The sequence below is a fragment of the Martinezella sp. CNPSo 3957 genome (assembly GCF_057784395.1).
In genome coordinates this window covers 127,067-146,206 of record NZ_JBXSOU010000015.1, presented here as the reverse complement: position 1 = coordinate 146,206, position 19,140 = coordinate 127,067, and the positions used below count along the sequence as shown (strand labels likewise).

At 55.7% G+C, this 19,140-nt stretch carries 21 protein-coding genes and 1 pseudogene; 15 read left to right on the top strand and 7 right to left on the bottom strand.

Annotated features, from left to right (window positions below; translation table 11 throughout):
* Positions 1-4: 4 nt before the first annotated feature.
* On the bottom strand, positions 5-775 hold the full coding sequence (locus tag AC13QE_RS26885) for a LysR family transcriptional regulator (protein WP_488486010.1): 771 nt from the start codon (positions 773-775) through the stop codon (positions 5-7).
* Positions 776-1,040: 265 nt separating this feature from the next.
* Between AC13QE_RS26885 and AC13QE_RS26880 the strand changes: the two genes are divergently transcribed.
* The 11 genes from AC13QE_RS26880 (at position 1,041) to AC13QE_RS26830 (ending at position 9,681) form a co-directional block, all read left to right on the top strand.
* The gene (locus tag AC13QE_RS26880) at positions 1,041-2,012 is read left to right on the top strand and encodes an alpha/beta fold hydrolase (RefSeq protein ID WP_488486009.1); all 972 of its coding nucleotides are present in this window, start codon (positions 1,041-1,043) and stop codon (positions 2,010-2,012) included.
* 56 nt (positions 2,013-2,068) lie between these two features.
* Positions 2,069-2,920 (top strand): class I SAM-dependent methyltransferase, encoded by an 852-nt coding sequence (locus AC13QE_RS26875; RefSeq protein ID WP_488486008.1) that lies wholly within the window; start codon positions 2,069-2,071, stop codon positions 2,918-2,920.
* Entirely contained in the window at positions 2,917-3,438 is a 522-nt protein-coding gene (locus AC13QE_RS26870; protein ID WP_488486007.1) for a hypothetical protein, read from the top strand. Before AC13QE_RS26875 ends, AC13QE_RS26870 begins: the two co-directional genes overlap by 4 nt.
* A gap of 52 nt (positions 3,439-3,490) precedes the next feature.
* Positions 3,491-4,288: a hypothetical protein gene (locus tag AC13QE_RS26865; RefSeq protein WP_488486006.1), complete on the top strand. Its 798-nt coding sequence runs from the start codon at positions 3,491-3,493 to the stop codon at positions 4,286-4,288.
* Between the two features lie 325 nt (positions 4,289-4,613).
* Positions 4,614-5,222, top strand: a complete 609-nt coding sequence (locus AC13QE_RS26860; protein ID WP_488486005.1) for a DUF2026 family protein — start codon at positions 4,614-4,616, stop codon at positions 5,220-5,222.
* A gap of 139 nt (positions 5,223-5,361) precedes the next feature.
* On the top strand, positions 5,362-5,733 hold the full coding sequence (locus AC13QE_RS26855) for a VOC family protein (protein ID WP_488486004.1): 372 nt from the start codon (positions 5,362-5,364) through the stop codon (positions 5,731-5,733).
* 134 nt (positions 5,734-5,867) lie between these two features.
* Positions 5,868-6,344: a hypothetical protein gene (locus tag AC13QE_RS26850; RefSeq protein WP_488486003.1), complete on the top strand. Its 477-nt coding sequence runs from the start codon at positions 5,868-5,870 to the stop codon at positions 6,342-6,344.
* A gap of 169 nt (positions 6,345-6,513) precedes the next feature.
* A complete protein-coding gene (locus AC13QE_RS26845; RefSeq protein WP_488486017.1) occupies positions 6,514-7,416 on the top strand; it encodes an alanine--tRNA ligase-related protein in 903 nt (300 codons plus the stop codon).
* Positions 7,417-7,612: 196 nt separating this feature from the next.
* Positions 7,613-7,927, top strand: coding sequence for a hypothetical protein (locus AC13QE_RS26840; RefSeq protein ID WP_488486002.1), 315 nt, complete (start codon positions 7,613-7,615; stop codon positions 7,925-7,927).
* Positions 7,928-8,002: 75 nt separating this feature from the next.
* Positions 8,003-8,542, top strand: coding sequence for a GNAT family N-acetyltransferase (locus AC13QE_RS26835; RefSeq protein ID WP_488486001.1), 540 nt, complete (start codon positions 8,003-8,005; stop codon positions 8,540-8,542).
* Between the two features lie 161 nt (positions 8,543-8,703).
* Complete coding sequence (locus tag AC13QE_RS26830; protein WP_488486000.1) at positions 8,704-9,681, top strand: alpha/beta hydrolase family protein; 978 nt, start codon at positions 8,704-8,706, stop codon at positions 9,679-9,681.
* Positions 9,682-9,858: 177 nt separating this feature from the next.
* On the opposite strand, the gene AC13QE_RS26825 is transcribed toward AC13QE_RS26830, so the two are convergent.
* Complete coding sequence (locus tag AC13QE_RS26825) at positions 9,859-10,326, bottom strand: hypothetical protein (protein WP_488485999.1); 468 nt, start codon at positions 10,324-10,326, stop codon at positions 9,859-9,861.
* Between the two features lie 78 nt (positions 10,327-10,404).
* Positions 10,405-10,794: a hypothetical protein gene (locus tag AC13QE_RS26820; RefSeq protein WP_488485998.1), complete on the bottom strand. Its 390-nt coding sequence runs from the start codon at positions 10,792-10,794 to the stop codon at positions 10,405-10,407.
* Between the two features lie 111 nt (positions 10,795-10,905).
* Between AC13QE_RS26820 and AC13QE_RS26815 the strand changes: the two genes are divergently transcribed.
* Positions 10,906-11,361, top strand: a complete 456-nt coding sequence (locus tag AC13QE_RS26815) for a hypothetical protein (protein ID WP_488485997.1) — start codon at positions 10,906-10,908, stop codon at positions 11,359-11,361.
* A 372-nt stretch (positions 11,362-11,733) separates the two neighbouring features.
* Entirely contained in the window at positions 11,734-12,588 is an 855-nt protein-coding gene (locus AC13QE_RS26810) for a hypothetical protein (protein ID WP_488485996.1), read from the top strand.
* Between the two features lie 751 nt (positions 12,589-13,339).
* On the opposite strand, the gene AC13QE_RS26805 is transcribed toward AC13QE_RS26810, so the two are convergent.
* The 3 genes from AC13QE_RS26805 to AC13QE_RS26795 all read right to left on the bottom strand — a co-directional run bounded on the left by AC13QE_RS26805 (position 13,340) and on the right by AC13QE_RS26795 (position 15,090).
* Positions 13,340-13,852: an HIT family protein gene (locus tag AC13QE_RS26805; RefSeq protein WP_488485995.1), complete on the bottom strand. Its 513-nt coding sequence runs from the start codon at positions 13,850-13,852 to the stop codon at positions 13,340-13,342.
* Positions 13,853-13,931: 79 nt separating this feature from the next.
* The gene (locus tag AC13QE_RS26800) at positions 13,932-14,150 is read right to left on the bottom strand and encodes a hypothetical protein (RefSeq protein ID WP_488485994.1); all 219 of its coding nucleotides are present in this window, start codon (positions 14,148-14,150) and stop codon (positions 13,932-13,934) included.
* Positions 14,151-14,391: 241 nt separating this feature from the next.
* A complete protein-coding gene (locus AC13QE_RS26795) occupies positions 14,392-15,090 on the bottom strand; it encodes a GntR family transcriptional regulator (RefSeq protein WP_488485993.1) in 699 nt (232 codons plus the stop codon).
* Between the two features lie 64 nt (positions 15,091-15,154).
* Between AC13QE_RS26795 and AC13QE_RS26790 the strand changes: the two genes are divergently transcribed.
* Entirely contained in the window at positions 15,155-16,297 is a 1,143-nt protein-coding gene (locus tag AC13QE_RS26790; protein ID WP_488485992.1) for a mandelate racemase/muconate lactonizing enzyme family protein, read from the top strand.
* A 275-nt stretch (positions 16,298-16,572) separates the two neighbouring features.
* On the opposite strand, the pseudogene AC13QE_RS26785 reads toward AC13QE_RS26790, so the two are convergent.
* Positions 16,573-16,647: pseudogene (locus AC13QE_RS26785) on the bottom strand (ATP-binding cassette domain-containing protein); the annotation flags it as partial.
* Between the two features lie 210 nt (positions 16,648-16,857).
* Between AC13QE_RS26785 and AC13QE_RS26780 the strand changes: the two are divergent.
* Entirely contained in the window at positions 16,858-19,029 is a 2,172-nt protein-coding gene (locus tag AC13QE_RS26780) for a mechanosensitive ion channel family protein (protein WP_488485991.1), read from the top strand.
* Positions 19,030-19,140 lie beyond the last annotated feature (111 nt).

The window sequence follows — 19,140 nt, the reverse complement described above, 5'->3', positions numbered from 1 at the left end:
GGCACTATTGGGGAGTATTGCTCCGGTACTGACACGCAAGGCCCATACCCTCGAGCGCCGCCCTAAGCAGGGTAGGAAAGTCATTTGCTATCAGCGGGCCGGTGACCGCCAACTCCAAGACACCACTGTTTGTCGTGAAGGCCCAAAGCGCGAGCGCGCCGTTCGACCGCCGCCATCTTATGCAGGCATGTTCCCGCAAATCTTCCGGCCGGTGCGGCTGGATGCGACCTGAGAAATAAGAGGGACTGCCAACGACCACCATCGGGAAAGGCGGCGTCATACGCACCGCCACCATGTCGGCGGCGATGAACTGGCCCATGCGAATACCGGCATCGAACCCGTGCGCGGCAAGATCGATCAATTCTTCGCTGACGGCGATCTCGACCTCGATCTCAGGATAGGCCTCCGAAAATGAGGCAAGGAGCGGTTCCAAGAGGATCGGCACGACCGCGCGCGGCACCGCTAATCTGAGCAGGCCCGATGGCCGCTGCCCCAGGTCGTAGGCTGCTCGACTAGCCGCAACGAGCTCTTCGAAGGCCGGTTTAGCCCGCGAAAAGAAGCGCTCTCCTGCCTCGGTGAGACCGACACTGCGCGTGGTGCGGATGAAAAGCGGCGCTCCCATCCGGCTTTCGAGAGCCCGGATGGCTTGGCTGACTGCGGAGGGAGTCACCCCCAGCTCAGCGGCAGCGCGACGGAAATTCCGATGCTCGGCGACGCTCAGGAATGCCTCGACACCATCCAGGGCGCCTTGTCGGACCGTGAAGTTCTGCTTCATAGCCCGTGAACATTATCGAGAATAGTCGCTCTCGGAAAGGGGTCATATTGTTTCCTTGCGAAACGGAGTGACACGGATGGCAAACCGGAATGGACGAGAGGCTGGAGACTCCAAATCCAACAACGACGAAGCCCGCCTATCGAGACGCGCGGTGCTGTTGGGGTCAGGCGCGTTCGCAAGTACCGCGGCTGCTAGACCACTTCTGGCCGTAGCGGCAGGGTTCGTCAGGCATGACGATGAGCCGACAGCCTGGGTGGATCCGCAGATGCCGGAACTTACGCACCACGTAGTCGATGCCAATGGCATACGAGTGCATGTTGTGGAGCAGGGTTCGGGGCCCCTGGTTATCCTCCTCCATGGCTTTCCGGAATGCTGGTATTCGTGGCGGCATCAGCTGACGATGCTGGCCCAGGCGGGGTTTCGTGCGATTGCGCCGGATCTCCGCGGCTATGGTCGCAGCGACTGCCCGCCAGACGGAGGGAAATACACCATCCTTGATTATATCGGCGATATGGTGGGCCTGATCGACACCCTGGGTGTCGATCAGGCGGTCATCGCCGGTCACGATTTCGGAGCGACCATTGCGTGGCAGGCGGCATTGATGCGGCCGGATAAGTTCCGTGCCGTCATTGGCCTTAGTGCCCCCTTCAGGCCTCGAGGGTTCGGCACCTCGGTTTTGCCGACGACGCTCATGCCGCAGAACGACAAGGCGGTTTACTACCAGCTCTATCTGGCTACTCCTCAAGCCGAAATCGGAATGGAGCAGAATAGGCGGCAGACGCTGCGTTCCCTCTTCTACCAGATGTCTGGTGAGGCGTCGCAGGCCGCTAGCCCGACGAGCGCGGACCTTGGGCCTGGAATGATCTCACGAAGCGGTGCCGCTCTACTGGAGAGCCCACCTTTGCCCGGTTGGATCACGTCTGCCGAGTTGGAGGTCTACATCGAAGAATTCACCCGCAGCGGTTTCCGTGGCCCCTTGAGCTGGTACCGCAACATCGATCGAAGTTGGGAGCTTTTAGAGATGACGCTGGGCGCAGAAGTAACCGTTCCGGCTCTCTATGTCACGGGGGACCGCGACTTCGTCGCCGCCGCCAATCGTGAATTTATTCCGCTTCAGGCCAAGTTTGTTCCGAAGCTGCGCCGCCCGTTGATACTGCCCGGTTGCGGCCACTGGACCCAACAGGAGCGTGCCACCGACGTCAGTGCCGCAATGATCGATTTCCTACAACAACTCTAGACGCGAATGAAAGCGTGCTCTGGAATTTGCAGCCTTTCTCTAAAAAGGAAACTCCAATGACCGACGAACTCGAAGACGTACGCGCCCACTATCGCGCCACCGGCCTGACCGACCGTTTGAAAGCCGCACTCTCCAGCTTCGGGTCGGAGGAAAAAACCCTCCATGCCCGTGAGCTTGCCACCCTCGATCAATTTCATACGCGAGGCATGGCCGCCACAGTCGAACTTGCTGCTCTCGCCGGACTTAACGCTGGGATGTCCGTGCTTGATGTTGGGGCTGGTGTGGGGGGACCCGCGCGCTTCCTCGCGGCGACCTATGGCTGCTCCGTAAAAGGCATCGACCTCAGTGAACCATTTATCCAGGCTGCCCGCTATCTGACCCAGCGTACCGGCCAGCGGGACCAGGTCGACTTCGAGGTAGGAAGCGCCCTCGATCTGCCATTTGACGATGCCCGATTTGACGCAGTTTTCCTGCAACATGTGGCTATGAACATCGGAGCCCGTGATCGGCTTTATGCCGAGATCCGGCGTGTGCTGAGGGTCGGTGGCAGGTTTGCAACCTATGACGTCGTCATGCTCGACGGCGAGCCCGATTATCCCCTGCCGTGGGCCTACACGTCCTCGATGAGTTTTCTCCTGTCGAGCCAGCTGACACAGAAGATGATTGAACAGGCGGGATTCCGAGCATTGGTCGTGCGCGACGATACGGAGGCAGCCAGGGAATGGGCAAGCCAGCTCCGCGCAACCGCCACACCGCCGGCGCTCAATCTCGGGCTCCTCATGGGGCCGGACTTTGCAAAAGCTGCCGCCAATCTCGGCCGCAATCTGCTTGATGGCCGGCTTGGCATCCTCTGCGCCGTATTCGAAGCCAAGGCTGTCGATATCCGCGACGAAGGAGAAGCCGCATGACCGCTACCACCATCTTTCAGCTCCACCTTATTCTTGGTTACGTGCCCTGGCTGCTGCTTATGGCCATATACGGCTGGCCACGGTTAAGATCGATAGATCGGGCCGACGCGCATCGCACCATTGCCGCTTTGCACAGCTTTCGATTTTTCGGGCTGGTTTTCCTGATTCCCGGCGTTGTCGGGCCAAACCTACCAGAAGGATTTGCCGCATTTGCCGCATACGGCGACTTCGCAACCGGCATATTGGCCATGCTCGCCGTGGCCGCAGTGAGCTTCCGTCCGTTGTTTTGGATGTTGGTGATTGCTTTCAACGTGGTGGGCATCGTTGATATCACTGTCGACTATGCTCACGGTTTCCAGTTGAGCTTGCCTCCAGGCGAGCTCGGATCCGCCTACGGCATCGTCATCCTTTATGTGCCCCTGCTGCTCATCACGCATATTGCGGCTTTTGTACTGTTACTACCGCTCGGACGATCCAGCGATATCTCGTTGGGAGAAAGACCTGGAGCGAGTTCATGAAAGAGACCGGTAAGATCAGACCGGCCCCTGGGGCAGTAGAGAAGAGAGACTCATGCTCGGGATAAGTTGGCGATTTTTTCGGCGCATGCGCTTTATGATGGCGACAGGTATAGTGCTGATCGTCGGGATGATCCCATTGGTCGGCATATCCTTGACATATCCGGCCTTGGCCGCAGAGGTCTGCCCAAATTGCATGGGATTTAGCAATGCCGGAGACCACGTCTTTGTAGAGCAAGGCATGCCAGCGGATCGGATGCAGGAGGCGGTTGAGACCATCGGCCTGGCGCGGGATCGTGTTCGCAATTTCTACCGAGATGGGATCGGCAATCCAGATATCTTCGTTTGCGGCGATGACGACTGTTATAGCCGCCTGGGCGGTGGCGGCTCCAGAGGGATGGCATTGCTGGAGGTTGCTCTGTTCTTGTCACCGCGCGGCGCCACCGTGACTATTGCCGCCCATGAATTGTCCCATATCGAGCTGCATCGTCGTATCGGCATCGCCAAGACCTACTGGCGTGCGGTGCCGCAATGGTTCGATGAAGGGCTAGCGGTCGTCGTCTCCGATGACGGCCGCTATTTGAAGCCTGCTTCTGCTGAGGATCGTTGCCTCGCGTCACCTGACGGTCCGATGCCCGCGACACGTGAAGCCTGGGTCGAGTCCGCCCAAACATCTGGCCTATATGCCAAAGCCGCATGCCGCGTCAGCCGCTGGATATCAGGCCACGGCGGTTCAGATGCTGTGATTGCTCTCCTACAGGCGGTGGCGAACGGCACTTCTTTCGCGGAAGCATATGATCGGGGGGTACTGCGGTGCCCATCGCACGCTCGACGAGCCCGCTGCACGTTCTAGGGTCGCGATGAAATACAAAGATGGGTGAAATCTCGGCACCAATTAACAAACGCCACTGTTAAAGATCACGACCTCAGTCAACAATATCGGATCCGTTGATGTGAAGGGAATCGAACCGCTGTTTTCGTGTCGTATCCTATATTATCAATGGCTTAGGCATCCGAACGGGCGCAGTACGATTTATAGAGCTACGAAGATTTCCCGTCCTGAGGTGAATGAGCCACCCATGGTTGATTCTGTCGCGGCAAGCCATCGCACAGGGAGTTTACATCGCCCCCACCGTCACTTACGGGAATTCCAGCCATCTGGATTAAGGGAACCGAGGATGTTGATCACCCAAAGCGACTACAATCGGATTTATCGGGTCATCAACAGCCTGCTCATCAACGAAAACGCCAATCCCGCCACGGCTTCGATGTATTTCAGCACCTTCGGGGCCTTCATCCTTGAACATCACTTCAAGATCAAAGCAAAGGCAAAAAGCGGGCTGGCGGCGTACAACCTCGACGGAAAGTACATCTTGTTCGCAGACCAACGCGACGATGGCTACGTCTCGGGCGCTGGTGAGAACTTCCATTGCTGGGTCGAGGCTGACGATTGGGTGATCGATTTCATGGCCCCCGCATTCTCTTGGAGCATGCCGGGTTTGGCGGTTCCGTCGAAGATGTTTCAGCGACCGCTCTCGTCGATGCGCCCGTCCATCAACGATTTGAGCCAGTCCGGCGACTTCTTCTATCGTTCCGAACCGGATGCAACGAGCCGTCGTTTTACAGATTGGCGCAAGAATCCGATGATTGGCGACCTGGCCAGCCTCGCCGCGAACTGGTTCCGGAAATCCCCCAGGAAGATGCAGGCATCGATCACGGTGCGGCATCAGGATGGCAAATCCAGCGCCGTATCCCTCATCGGCACCCCCCTCGTGGGTGCCTGGTAATCGTTACAGGAACACCTCCGTACGCGATTACAATATCCTCGCGCTCGCCTTAAATTTTCTTGCGCACGGTGGCTGCATGATGCGGTGCCCTCCCCCATATATTACGGCAGCAAGAGGCTGCCTCTGGAGGACACAGATCATGCGCTTGAATCAAGTGACGGTAACGATGCCTGACCTCGAAGCAGGCTGGAACTTTTATTGCACTCTTGGCCTCAAGCCCGTTGTCGATGCCCGTCCTCGCTATGCTCGTTTCTTATGTCCGGACGGCGATAGCACGTTTTCGTTGCATCAAGGCGAGAGCAACGGTGGTGGGACAACGGTGTATTTTGAATGTGACGATTTGGACGAAACGGTCAGCCGACTGCGGAAGAAAGGGCTTCAATTCACAAGCACGCCGGAGGATAAAAGCTGGCTGTGGCGGGAAGCCGAGCTGTTTGATCCCGGTGGCAATCGCGTCCTGTTGTATTTTGCTGGGCAAAAACGCATCAACCCGCCGTGGCGTGTCAAATAGCTTGTTATAGGAAGATCGACCTGATCTATCCTTCCTAAAAGGCATTTTTGATGAAGTGGCGAATTTTGACGAAGATCAAACAGGCTGCATAACGTCAACTGATTGATGGCGATTCCAGGCATTCGAATATGGTCATGAAACACCAACGCCAGTCTGCCTGGCAGCTCCTATTACTGCCCCTGCGGCTCATCATAGCCGTGCTCGTCATCATCAGCGAGATCGCCCGGCCCGTTTATCGGCCGCTCGTGAGGTGGTTTGCTTCGCTCTCCATTGTAAAGCACTTTGGCGAGTATGTCGGTTCGTTGCCAAGGGGCGTTATTCTCGCTCTCTTTGTCGTTCCGCTGGCGATTGCCGAACCCCTGAAGATCTATGCATTGCTCGTGATCGCCAGGGGCCACGTGATCTCGGGGCTGGTCATAATCGCATTGGCGTATCTGATGAGCTTTCTCCTGGTTGAGCGCCTGTTCCACGCGGGTCGTGAGAAGCTGCTAACCTATGCCTGGCTCAAATGGATTATGGATCGCGTTGAGATCGTTCGAAATTGGATGGCCGAGGTGAAGGAAAGCATCAGGGCCTCCGTACGCACCTGGCTTGGGTATCCCCGAAACTGATCAGTCAAAGGTGACGGAATCCGGACCCAGAGAGCCCCCCGATGCAGACGTACCAACAGGCAACGCTTTTGCGAAAGGCGCAGGGGTGAGCTTCATAAACCGGCATGACCGACTCGCGAAGAACGATTTCACGACAGAGCGGTGATTGCCGTTTGCATGCGATGCAACTATATTTGCCCGAGGCACACGAACAACAAAGGAGGTTGCCTATGACATCGCGGGACGCCTGATCCAGCAATACCAAGACTTCTGCCTTTCCAAAGGCATCGACTTCACACGCATAGAATCCGTACGGCCGCACGATAATACCACGCTGTTCTGCAGCGCTGGGATGCAGCAGTACAAGCCCCTTTTCTCCGATACATCCTACATTGGAACCGTTGCGAACTCTCAGGCCTGCCTGAGAATGGGCGATCTCGACGAAATCGGAGACGGCACGCATTTCCTCCACTTCACAATGCTCGGGCTTTTCTCATTTCGAGAAATGACCGTCGGCGACGCCATCGACTTCTGGATCGAGTTTCTCGGAACACTCGGCCTGGTGCCTGATCATGTCACGATCCATCCGGACCGGCTAGAGGACTGGACCCCGTTCTATCGTGGCCGCATTCCCATCATCCCGGATGAGGAATGCACCTGGAGCGACGGCAACGTCAGCGGCTACTGCACCGAGTTCTACAAGGACGGCATCGAGATCGGAAACATCGTCAATCCGCTGGGGACCTGCATTGACGTTGGATTTGGTGCCGAGCGTCTCGACATGATCTTGAACGGGACGCCTCCCGATGATGCTCTAGCCACGTTGCGTGATACGGTCATGCGGATCGTGGAAAGCGGCTACCGACCGGGAAACAAGGAGCAAGGATATGTGCTGCGAAAGCTCCTGCGACGTATCCATGTGATCGGGGGAACGCTGGATCATCCTTATTTCGAGCAAGAGGTCGGGCGTCAGGAGCGGCTGCATTCCAGGTATCGCCGCCTTCGCGAGAAACATGCTGACATGAGCCCGGAATGGTGGTTCGACACGCACGGCATCGACGTCGCTGAGATGCACGAGCGCGGCGACGAATAGCAAAGCACATCGCCTCCTGATGACAAGCGCGGGAGGCGATGCGAATAACAATGCGCCGGGCTTCGTCCTCTCCTGGCGCATTTCCTCACCTCGGAACCGACTGATGGCCGGACCAGGGAAGATAACTCCAACTTGACTCGGGCCGAAGGTAGATCGACGTTGAGGCCAGCATTTTGGCCGTGATTCTAGGATTTCCGTGACCGTCACAACAGATTTTATTGCTGATCTCGTGCGAGCAGCAAACGGGGTCGAGAAACTGTCTGCCCATCAGGTCAGCGATCTGCTTGATAGGTCTGTCGATGCGATCCGACAACTACGCCAGGAACTCGGGATCGTCCCGGTGCCAGGCAAGGATGCCCTGATCTATATTCGCACCGTTTCGGCAGGAGCTTCGAGAGTGCCGCAGGAGGAGTGGCACCACGGGCTGCTGCATGCGGCGGAGATGATACGCGATCTCCATATTGTTCGCGATACGGGCACCGAGTTTCGAATTACAGAAGTCGAGCCATGAAGGCTCGGGAATGAGCGCCTTATCATCTCGATCAACGATCACATTGACTACCCTCTCATAGCCCCGAGAAGTCAGATGTTTGAGATCCGCGAAATAACGAAATCGGACACTTCGGAGTTAATCCGTTTATGGCGAGAGACGTGGACGGCTACTTATGGTCCAAGCCTTGGCGATGATGTTCTGGCTAAAATGCTGGTCGATCTCAACGAAAATGGGACGGCTAGCATGCTCCCCGAAAACGGAGAGCGAGGATACTGTGTGACGTCTGATGGTTGTCTTTTAGGCAGCGCTATTGTCTCGGAACGGGGGAGTACGGCATATCTCTGGGGTCTATATGTCCTGCCGGACCGTCAGCGTAGCGGACTGGGCTCCCTTTTGCTTGCAAAGGTCGTCGGTGAACTTAAAGGAGCCCAAAGCCTTGAAATACGGGTTCTTCAGACGAGCAAAGCGGCGCAGACCTTTTACCGAAAGCACGGCTTTACAGAAGTCGATCGAGAGGATTCTGAACTGCTTGGTGACATAAAAACCGAATTGATCGTCATGACGGTCGACGTTGCCAGTTTGAGTGCGATCACCCCAAACGCTGATATCCGCGCATTGTATCAGCATAACTGAACGATCGCTTGGACACGGCAAAGATTTGTCTTAATTGCTGGCTTGCCTTTCACGCCTTTGAATTAACCGTGTTCCTAAGATTCCGACTGCTGTCTTTGGCCCGCACATATTTTCGGCGCTATCCGGCCTCCCGCTAAGAGACGCCATCACGGGAGCACTGGATGCATAAGCTACGCCTGGCCATTTTGACCGTCTCCATCGGCACCCTCTCGGCCGCTTGCTCACTAGCCCAATCCCTCCCCGAGAAAGACCAGTTCGATCCGGTTGCCGTCGTCAATGGCATTCATATCAGCAGATCGGATTGCGCTGTCCTGGAAAAGCAGGAAACGGCCATTTGGGTTGAAGCCGCCGGGCAGACGGCGTGTCTAAGATATTATGCAGCAGGCTTGAAGCCCCCGCCCAGTTCCAACGACGTCGCGGCACTCTGGTTGAACGGCGACGTCTTGGGGCCGAGAGGACACGATGCGAGAAAGAGGCAAAGTGGATTTGGCCCAACCGAGATGGTGGCACTGGAGCAAAGCCTCTCGGCGCGTTTCGGTGTTCCTTCCATCTTCCTGGGTCGCCCCGGCACTTATGGCAGTGCCGGAAAGCACTTCACGATCAGAGGTCGGCCGATAGAGGCGGCATTCGTAAACGCCGCCCTGGATGGCCTGAAGAAGCGATACGGAATCGGAGCATGGGCCTTGGGCGGGCATAGCGGCGGCGGAACGTTGGTTGCGGAAATGCTTGCGCGTCGAAATGATCTGCGTTGTGCCACCATATCTTCTGGCGCATCCGCCTATCGCGCTTACCTCCAGGCAAGAGATCTCATAAAGTCGGGAGAGGCGCTGACACGTTTCGACCCTTATACATCGCTCGACAAGATCCCAGCCGACCCTGCGCGGCGGATTTTCGTAATTGGTGATCCGCGAGAAAAGAACGTGCCATTTTCAGCCCAGAAACTCTATTTTGACGGACTGGCTGCGCGTGGTCATGCAGCATGGCTCATACCCCTTGAGCGTGCGACTGATGCCCGGCATCATGACCTCGTGGATTTTGGCGAAGCCGCCAACGAAATGTGCGCTGCTGGCGCAGCAACGAGCAAGATCATCGCAACCTTGAACGCCATGCCAGAACAGCGTCCGCGCAGGACGAACTGATGGTGTGGTTGGCCTCCGCATGACGAGCGCAGATCGCACCACAGGTATAGCTGTTGGTACCGCCGTGCACGTTAGCTCGCTCATCTTCCAGAAGACACGAAAAGGGACTCAGGGGGAAGTCGCCCGACTTCACGATCAGCACCTCTGCGATTCGTCAAATGACGCACTCTAGGACACTCATACACTTCTATGTTCTTGGCGGTCGTCTATTGGAGAGAAAATCGAAGAAGCCGCTCTGTAATCTTCCTCGCTGTTACACCAGATTACCACGAAGCAGGCTGTCCAGCCTTTCAGCGACATCGCCCCATGCCGATGGCTACCATCGCAGACGATCAAATGCCCATCTCGCCATTCGACAATCAAAGGCGGCAAGCTTTGCGCATCGACAAGACCCAGAGCGATGCTTTCGATCCGCTCTTTCCAAACGTCACTGGGAACGCGGTAGACCATCCCCTCTTCGGGTCCGCAACACCGTTCCAGACTTGAAAGCTCCATGGAGACGGGCCCTATCCAATATCGCTTTTGTAGCAATAGACCATTGCGAAGGCCAAGGTTTGCCCAATAACCATTTGCAAGGTAGTCAAGCACCCATTCCTGGAGGTTCCCAGTTTGGGCACTACGTGCACAAGATTCGAGATCAAACATACTGCCGCCTCAATTCGCGATGGCGAGTGAGAATTATGAGTTCCATAGAGACTTCTCAATCGCAGCCAATACACCAACTTAGTCGAACAGCCGTTTGTCCGGCAAAGGTGGCTGCTGCAGAAACGCAGCCGTCAGCGACGATATCGTCCACAAAACACCCAATGCTCCGGACAGAAAGCATAGTTGCGAGATGCCTGCCAGAAAATTGGCCCGGTTCGGCGCGATAAACGAAAATAGCCAGGGAAAGCCAGCGCCCACCAATGGCGTGACAATCCAGGCAAGCCACCTGATGCCAAATCGTGCCGCGATCCATTCAATTGGGGCGAATATGAACAGTGCCATCCCGATTGCGGGCACGGCCAGAAGCAAGGCTACCACCCACATCAGGCCGCCACCATAAAATGGAACCAGTATCGACCCGCCGACCAGCAGAAGGGCTATCCGCCCAAAAAGACCGCCAAGCGTCATCTTCAATCCCCTGTTGTACATAGGCATATTATGTGGGTTGGGTTGCGGTCGCATTTCATGCATGCATAAAATGCGAACGATCGTAGAGATATCAACGGGATCACAAAGCAGATGGGGCTTTTCGATTTTCTAAAGCGCAAACGCATGCCAGCGACAATCGAGGACGCAATGGCCTCTCAGGCGGCAGACTTCATCAACGCGTTCTCAAGCCCCAGGGCACCCATTGATGCGTCGAAGCTGGATTACTCAGAAAGTTCATTGCGGCTCGTTGATCAAGTTCTGAATGACTTTTACCGAAAACAGGCCACGTTGCCTGAAGACCTTCACTTCTTGGCCTCCGCCTATGTTTTCGAAACCGCGCGACGCCAGTTTGGCGGACGTTATCTTCGCGGCGATCAGGATAACCCGTTCGTCCTGGTCATCGGCGAGCCAGATTTTCAGCTTGGTGTATTAGTAATGGGCAAAATCAAGGGGCGAGCCGTCAACGGACCCGAGGACAGTATTCCATTCTTCTATGCTGGCATCGCTCCCCTTGTCGAAAAGCGGAGGGACGCGACGCTTGTGTAAGGAGATGCAGATCTAAATGCGAAAAATATTGGATGCTTTATGGTTCGAAAGCCGGAACGGCACGATGATCATTCTTGAAGGAACATCCGACCTTCCATATGACCGCAGACTTGTCGCGAAGGTATATGCTCTCGGCAAAGATGTCCGAGAGGTAACCGCTATCAAGGACAGGGTCCATCCACTCTCTCCCACACACGCATCAAGCGAAGGATTTCTCTTGGTGGGAATCGACCAATTGGATCTGGGAAACAGTACGCTAGTCGAGATTGACTGCGATGAGACCTAACCACGGCCTCTATTGACCAGCCGTTCGGAACTGAGAAGGAAACCCTACGGCACCTGCATTGTGAGTTCCATCGGAAAGATACGAATATGCCCGCATTCGACCCGATCGCCCTGCGACGTAACCGCCTCCGCGAGGAGGAGCCATTCCGGTATTATCTGGAAACGCAATATGATGACAAAAAGCCGATGGGCAACTTTGCCAAAGGTTTTCTGTCCGTCGTCATCGAATGTTGGCTGCTATGGTTAGAAACAGAAATAGCTCCCGTTTTGCCGCGTGCGCTTCAATGGTTGGATAAAGCTATAAAAGGCGGAGAGGAGAATTGGTTCGGCCCAAGTCCATGCTCCCACCGCAGGACCCTGCACTGGGCAAAAGCTCTCGGCCAATGGATGAATGGCAGCGGAAATGACCAAGCGTCTTGGAAAGTCGCTCAAGACGCGGAAATGGAACATATGCGGACCGGCTTCACTAAGGTGCTCGGTCAGGATAAATTTGATTATAAACTGCAGCGTTTCGTTCCACAGGAAGTCAAGGGGTTACCGTTTAGCTCCGGGAGGCTCATGGCCGACGGCATCCTTGATGATTTCATGGCATTCAGCTTCCAGGCCGGTCAGTACGAGGCTGCCGCCGAAGAATATGAGCGCCACCTCAAGCCCAAAATCCCGTCACTCAAAAAGACATTGCAGCCAAGAGGATTTGCCTATGCCCTTTGTTTGCAAAAATTGGGCCGGGCACAGTTTGACGAAAATGACCTGTTGGATGCCGGTCGACGAATGCTGCAAGCAAACCTACAAGACCGCTGGATCGAGGGTGGCCAATATACTCGCTCGGCGACTTGGTTGAAAATCGTGTACTGGCATCATGATCCCACCATGAAGCCACTCAAAGTCGTTCTCAAAGCCTATGATAATATGCCGGATGTTCCACGACCGTATTTTCTATGAGAACACTGGTCCGTGTACAGCCAGTATAATGCTATGAGCGACTATGGCGGTAACGGAAGTTCGAGCGGAGACACTGGTCGGGACAGTTCCGGGGCAGATAGTCTCTTGAACAAAGGTCGTTGACGCAGGAGGAGCAGCTTTGTCTTTAGGCTTTGCAATCATCTTTCAGACAACGCTGCTCGCCTTTTTTGAAGAAATAATAAAGTTTCTAGTCGTTTGGTTTTTCAAGCGTTCCCCGTACCCACTTTTGGGGCTATTTCCGGTCGCATTGTTAGAATTTGGCCTATATTTTCCTGCGGTCAGGCAGCACCTTGGCGATCTAGGTATTGAGTCCACCTTCTTGTCATATATTTTGGCAACGTATTTCTTAGTTCTCGTTAAGTTTCTTCACGTTGCTTCGAGCTACGTCTATTTCAAGGCTAGCAACTCGTTTATAGCCGTAGCTTACTGCACATTTTGGCATGCGACGTTTAACCTACTGCCTTTGCCCCCACTTTCGTTGAAGTATTATCTTCTTCTTCCGATTTGGGGCTTCTTATCAAGTGTAGCCGCAGCGGGCGTATTCTTGCTTATCCAAAGACTGTTGTCTCGACCGGCACCCGTTCCTGAATCCGGTCCATTGGAAGATCGCAGATAGGACCAAGGCTTCGGAGGTTTAGGGTAGTAGAAAGAATAGCTCGCCCACTGTCCCCAGCTTGCAACCCGCCGAACTCGGAGATGATTTGTAATTCAGTCGACGGTTCTCGTTTGCCTATTCATTTTGGCTCGCAAGCTCAGCCAGGAACGCTGTCCGGATGCGCTGAGCTAGAGCCGCCACGTCTTCATCATCGACATGCAGAACGCCGTTTTCGGCCATGAGTGCGTGATATTGTTGCTGCGTCAGGGGAACACCTTTTGGTAAAGGCGCGACGTGGAAATGGAGATGACTGTTTGCTTGGCGGCTTCCGAGCGAAAGAACGTATATGCGCTCGGCGTAGAACATCTGTTTAAGCACCCTTGACAGAAGGTACACCATTTCCTGCAGGCGCAGGTATTCGGCTTTGGTGAGATCGTGCGACAGGTCCTCTCGATGTTCGCGAGGGCAGACCAGACAATACCCCTGTAGCGTCGGATACTTGCTCAAGAAAATGATCGTATCGGCGTCTTCGTATATAAGATGGTGAAAGAAGGCTGGATCTTTGGCGGCGCAACGACAGATGAAACATGGCCTCGTTTCAATCCCGTCCAGATAAGCATCCAGATCGAATGGCTGGCGCTCGGTCATGGCAGGTTTCCTTTTCGGCTACCGGCCAGGATCCGAGCCGCCCGCAGCTCATCCAATGTTTCTGCAATGGAGGCTTTGTTCATAAAACCTGGCTCCCAGTTCCCGATGTGTCAGACGGCGCGACCTTCCGAAGCCAGGCAACAATGGCATCCGCACAAGCTTCCGGCGAAAGGTCGGTATTGTCGATTTCGATAGATGCGGTCGCTCCGTCATTGATTAGCTGTCGTGTCCTAAGCAGTTCAGCCAGCAATTCGGGTTTACGGTTTCTTTGGTGCACTTCACGAGCTTCGCTGGTCATGCGCCGAGCGTTTTCCTTCTCCGAGCATGACAGCACGATGGAGTAGACGCCGCACCTTCGACGCTCGGCCAATGCTAAAATCGCTTGCCAATTGTCGACCAGGAAATCACTGGAACCACCGGAGGCCACGACCCCGGTCCCAAGATATCAGATTGCTATTCTGATCGATCAGTGTGAGGTAACATCATTTCCTGCCTGCTGCAACATCCCATCCCACATGGGACCAAATTCGCCGCGTTGCCTAAACGAGACCGAGGTTTCGCTGCATGGCGGCCTGGAAGTGTGCCTGTAAGGCTTTCTCGGCGGCATCCGCATTCCTTGTGCTGCAGGCCTCAAGGATATCGAGATGTTCTCGAAGGGTGCGCAAGAAAATTGGAGGCGTTACCTTACGCTCAAGCCTGAGAAGCCGCAGGTAATTGTGCATTCGCCGGTAGGCGCTGTCGATAAGGGGGTTGCGCAACGCGCGGATGATCTGACCATGCAACTCCAACTCGAGTGCATCCATTTCCATCAATTGTTCAGGCCCAATACCATCACGCTCCACCCGACGTAGAAGTCGGGAGTGCCGTACTTCGAGGGAATTCATGAGCTGCTCATCCGCTTCCTCTGCAAATACGCGGACTGCGGCACGCTCGACAATCGACCGAAACTGGTAGGTGGAGCGGGTTAATTCCAGCCCCGGCCGGACGAATTGGATGCCGGAGCGGGGATGAATGGTCAGGATGCCTTCTGCCTCCAGCACCCGCAACGCATCCCGAAGCGGCGCCACAGGAACATCGACAATGGCTGAAAGCTCATTTTGTGAGATGAATGCGCCGGCCGGAACCTTCCGCTCGAACAGACCCTCAAGGATACGCTCATAAGCGACGTCGCTCAGGCGGGGCGCGCCGAGATCTGTAGGATCAGATTTTAGGTTGCTGTGCGCTTGCAGTTTTTTCATGGCTCCGATACCTATGCCTTCTGATAGATCAGTACAACTGTATAATCGATCAACGAGCTCCCATATGCCCATTTCCAATTTTCGTATAACGCGTTTTCAGTTCGCCCGCGACCGCGTAATCGGCGATAGCCAGGTTCGCGCCGACGATGTCAACGTCGCAACCTTGGAACTGATTTCCGAAAGCGGAGAGATAGGGCTTGGGTTCGTTCAGACGCTGTTCCACCCCCTGCCCGACCAGGACGAGATCGAAGCCGTGTTCCGGAATGAGGTCTGGCCGACGATCAAAGGAGAAAGAGCGATCGGGCTCGTGCACCGGGTCAACAGGCCGCGCGGCGGTAACCAGCGCGACTATTCCCTGCCGTTCCACGAAGCGCTGCAGGTGGCACTCTGGGACCTGGCCGCCAAGCAGGCGGGCATGCCACTGCACCGACTTCTTGGCAGCCGACGCGATCGGGTTCGCGCTTATGCAAGCGGCCTTGACTTCCATTTGAGCGATGAGGCGTTCTGCGCCCTCTTCGCGCATGCGGCCAGCATCGGCTACTCAGCATTCAAGATTAAAGTCGGCCATCCAGATTTCTCCCGCGATCTTCGCCGCCTCGATCTTCTGAAAAAGGTTGTGCCGGAAGGGTCGCAGGTGATGATCGACCCCAACGAGGCCTGGAGCTCCAAGGAAGCACTTGTCAAGCTGACGGCGATCCGGGATGCGGGTCACGACTTGCTGTGGGTCGAGGATCCGATCTTACGGCGCGATTTCGAGGGCCTGCGAACACTTCGTCACGCCGTCAACTGGACCCAGATCAACAGCGGCGAATATCTCGACCTCTCCGGAAAGCGTGTCCTTCTGGACAATTTCGGCACGGATATCCTCAATGTGCACGGACAAGTTACCGATGTTATGCGGATCGGTTGGTTGGCTGCCGAACTGGGTATTCCGGTCTCTCTGGGGAACACCTTCCTGGAGGTCGGCGTGCATATGGCAGCAGCACTGCCGGAAGTCGAATGGCTGGAATATTCATTCCAGAATTTCGATCATCTCGTAGAGATTCCGATCGAAATTCGCGACGGTTACGCCTACGCCCCCAACTGCCCCGGTCACGGTCTGGTGCTTTCGGAAGAGGCAAGGCAACAATGGGCAAGACCGAGGCGCCTCGAACGGTCGCAACTTGGGGCCGCGCCCAAAAATGATAGGCTGCCTGTCCTTCCCTGAAAATCAAGCTGCAGCACTTCATGATGGCAGTTTGGCAAGATGGAACGTACCAATGAGTAAGCGCTGCGTCCGATCTGGTACGCGATCTTTACTGGGGAACTTGAGAAGCTCGGTTAACGCTTCTCTGCGCTCCGGACCTTCGTGCGAAGTGCATCGCCTTTAAATAAGTGCATCGCCTTTAAATAGTAGTTTGGACCCTACCGTGATGCACCTTTAACCACGATCGAATCCTACCTCGATTATCAACAGCCGCGACCCCGAACGTTGCTCCTTCAAGGCTCATCAAACAGGAAGAGGTCCGGGTTGAGCACGATGGCGCGTCCCATGGCAACGCGCTGCCGCTGGCCGCCAACCGTGAAGTGATCTTCCGTAATGCATTGCTATCATGGGCTTTATGGGCGAGCGATCCGTCCAACGCTACGGTACTGGCCAGCAAGGGGATAATTTGCTCCGGACCTGCAATTGTTGCTACGCGCAAGACCGCCGGATGTGCTACGGCTGGCGGCAGCGAAACCATCGACCATTTAAAGCGAGCGACGACATCAGTCGCCGGGGCAATTATGACCACAGGCATTGCTGACGACCACAATGGCATTTTGAAAATCCGGTTTCTCCTGCTTGCGATCGGTCTTCTGATTGGGCAACCCTCGTTAGCCGCCGAACCAGCGCCATCGTCTGCCCCCATTCGCGTCATTATTGAGCTGCCGAACGATGATGCAGGTCGCGCGATTGTCAGCAAGATAACGCCCCAGCTCTCGCAAACACCGCCAGCGACGGTGCCGCCGCCGGAGCAGACTTTTGCGCCTTCCACTGTCGGGTCAGCCCTGCAAGATCTGCGCAGCCGCCTGCTCACACTGGCGAGCGCCGTTCCAACGCTTCCCATGCAAATTCGCGCGGAGATGAGTATCTTTCAGACCAATGGTGCGCTCGACCCGGTTGGACTGCTTCTGGCGGTCATTCTCTTTGTCGCCGGCGGCTTTATCGTTCAGCGCATCGCCTGGTGGTCCGGCCGCGGCCTCTTGAATTTTATCTTGACGGCGCCCGCCGGGACCGTCCGACAGCGGATCAAACTCCATGCCTGCCGATTGTTCATGGGCCTGCTTGGGCTAACAGGGTATCTGATCGGTAGTCTGGGTGCATTTATTCTCTTTCCCTGGCCCGCCATCTTTCGCGACATCGCGCTGATCTTATTATCGGCGGTTGTCATGATCAGATTGGCGGTTCTCGTGGGTCGGGTTGTTATCGCACCGGGTGCCAGACTCCCACACATGCGCCTCTTGACCCTTGGCACGCCGTTAGCGTGGTTCTGGTATTATTGGCTTGTCGGACTTGTCGCACTGCTGGCGTTGGGACGCGCGGCCGTTGCCGTGATGCAAACGATCGACGCCTCACCGATCCTGATCGATCTCTTCATGGCGGCATGGCTTGGGATCTTCTCCGTTGCATTGATCACCATGATCTGGTTCCGGCAGTTTCGCGCCGATGGACCGCAATTGAGCCGCCTTGTGGGCGTCGGACTCACGGTCAGCACAGTGGTGGCATGGTTGTTATGGGTTTCAGGCCTTCATGCAGCTTTCTGGAGCGTCATTATCATCACAATGCTGCCCCTCGTCGTGTCGATGGTCCAAGACATCATTCGCCGCATCACGCAGTTTGACGACGATACAGTGGCGACAGACCCTTCTATTGTCGGTTGGTCGGTCGTTATCATGCAAACGCTGCGCAATGGGCTGATCGTCGTTGCCGCGCTTCTGGTGGCCAGTTCCTGGCATGTGAACCTTAGCAACCTTGCGGCGGGCGAGACGGTGATTACACGTCTTGTCCGCGCTGCAATCCGCATCGTTATTGTGCTGCTTGTGACAGACGTCATTTGGAAGCTTGTTAGCAACTTGATCGATAACCAGATGTCGACTGTATCGCGAAGTGATATGCATGACACTCATGACGATGGACCAGATGCCAGGCGACGCCAGCGGCTAAACACCCTGCTCCCCATTCTACGCAACGTTCTCTTCGTCGTGATCGGTGCTGTCGGGCTGCTCATGATCCTCGATGCAGTCGGCATCCAGATCGGCCCACTGCTGGCTGGCGCCGGCGTTGTCGGCATCGCCGTCGGCTTCGGCGCACAGACGCTGGTAAAGGACATCATCTCCGGCGTGTTCTATCTGTTCGACGATGCGTTTCGCATTGGCGAATACATCCAGTCGGCAAAGTATAAGGGCACCGTTGAGGGTTTTTCGCTGAGGTCCATCCGCCTGCGGCACCATCGCGGCCCGATTACCGTTGTCCCTTTTGGGGAGTTGGGCGCCGTACAAAATCTTAGCCGTGATTGGGTGATCGAAAAGTTTTCCCTGACACTCAGCTACGACAGCGACCTGGAGGAGGTCCGCAAGACCATAAAGCGCATCGGTGCGGAGCTTGCCGAGGACCCGGAATTTGGACCCAACATTCTCGAACCGCTCAAAATGCAGGGCATCGAACAGATGGCGGATTACGGTATCGAAATTCGGCTGAAGTTCATGGCGAGACCTGGAGAGCAGTCCGCCATTCGCAGGAAGGCTCTTTCAATGTTGAACAGAACCTTTGCGGAAAAAGGCATCCATTTCGGAACTCCGACCGTTCAAGTCGCCGGTGGCACCGCTGACGCGACCGCAGCTGCGGCTGCGCGCCTGACGCAAAATCGCACCGAGGCGCAAAAGGCGGCGAGTGCATCCTCGGACGCAGCTGAATAGATGCTTGGAAACCGAACGTGGTTGAGGCAAACACTGATGCATCCGGTGAACAAGGTGAGACATAATTCCGGTAGCGGAGCTGTATGTTGAGTTCCACGTGGCACTGGTGCA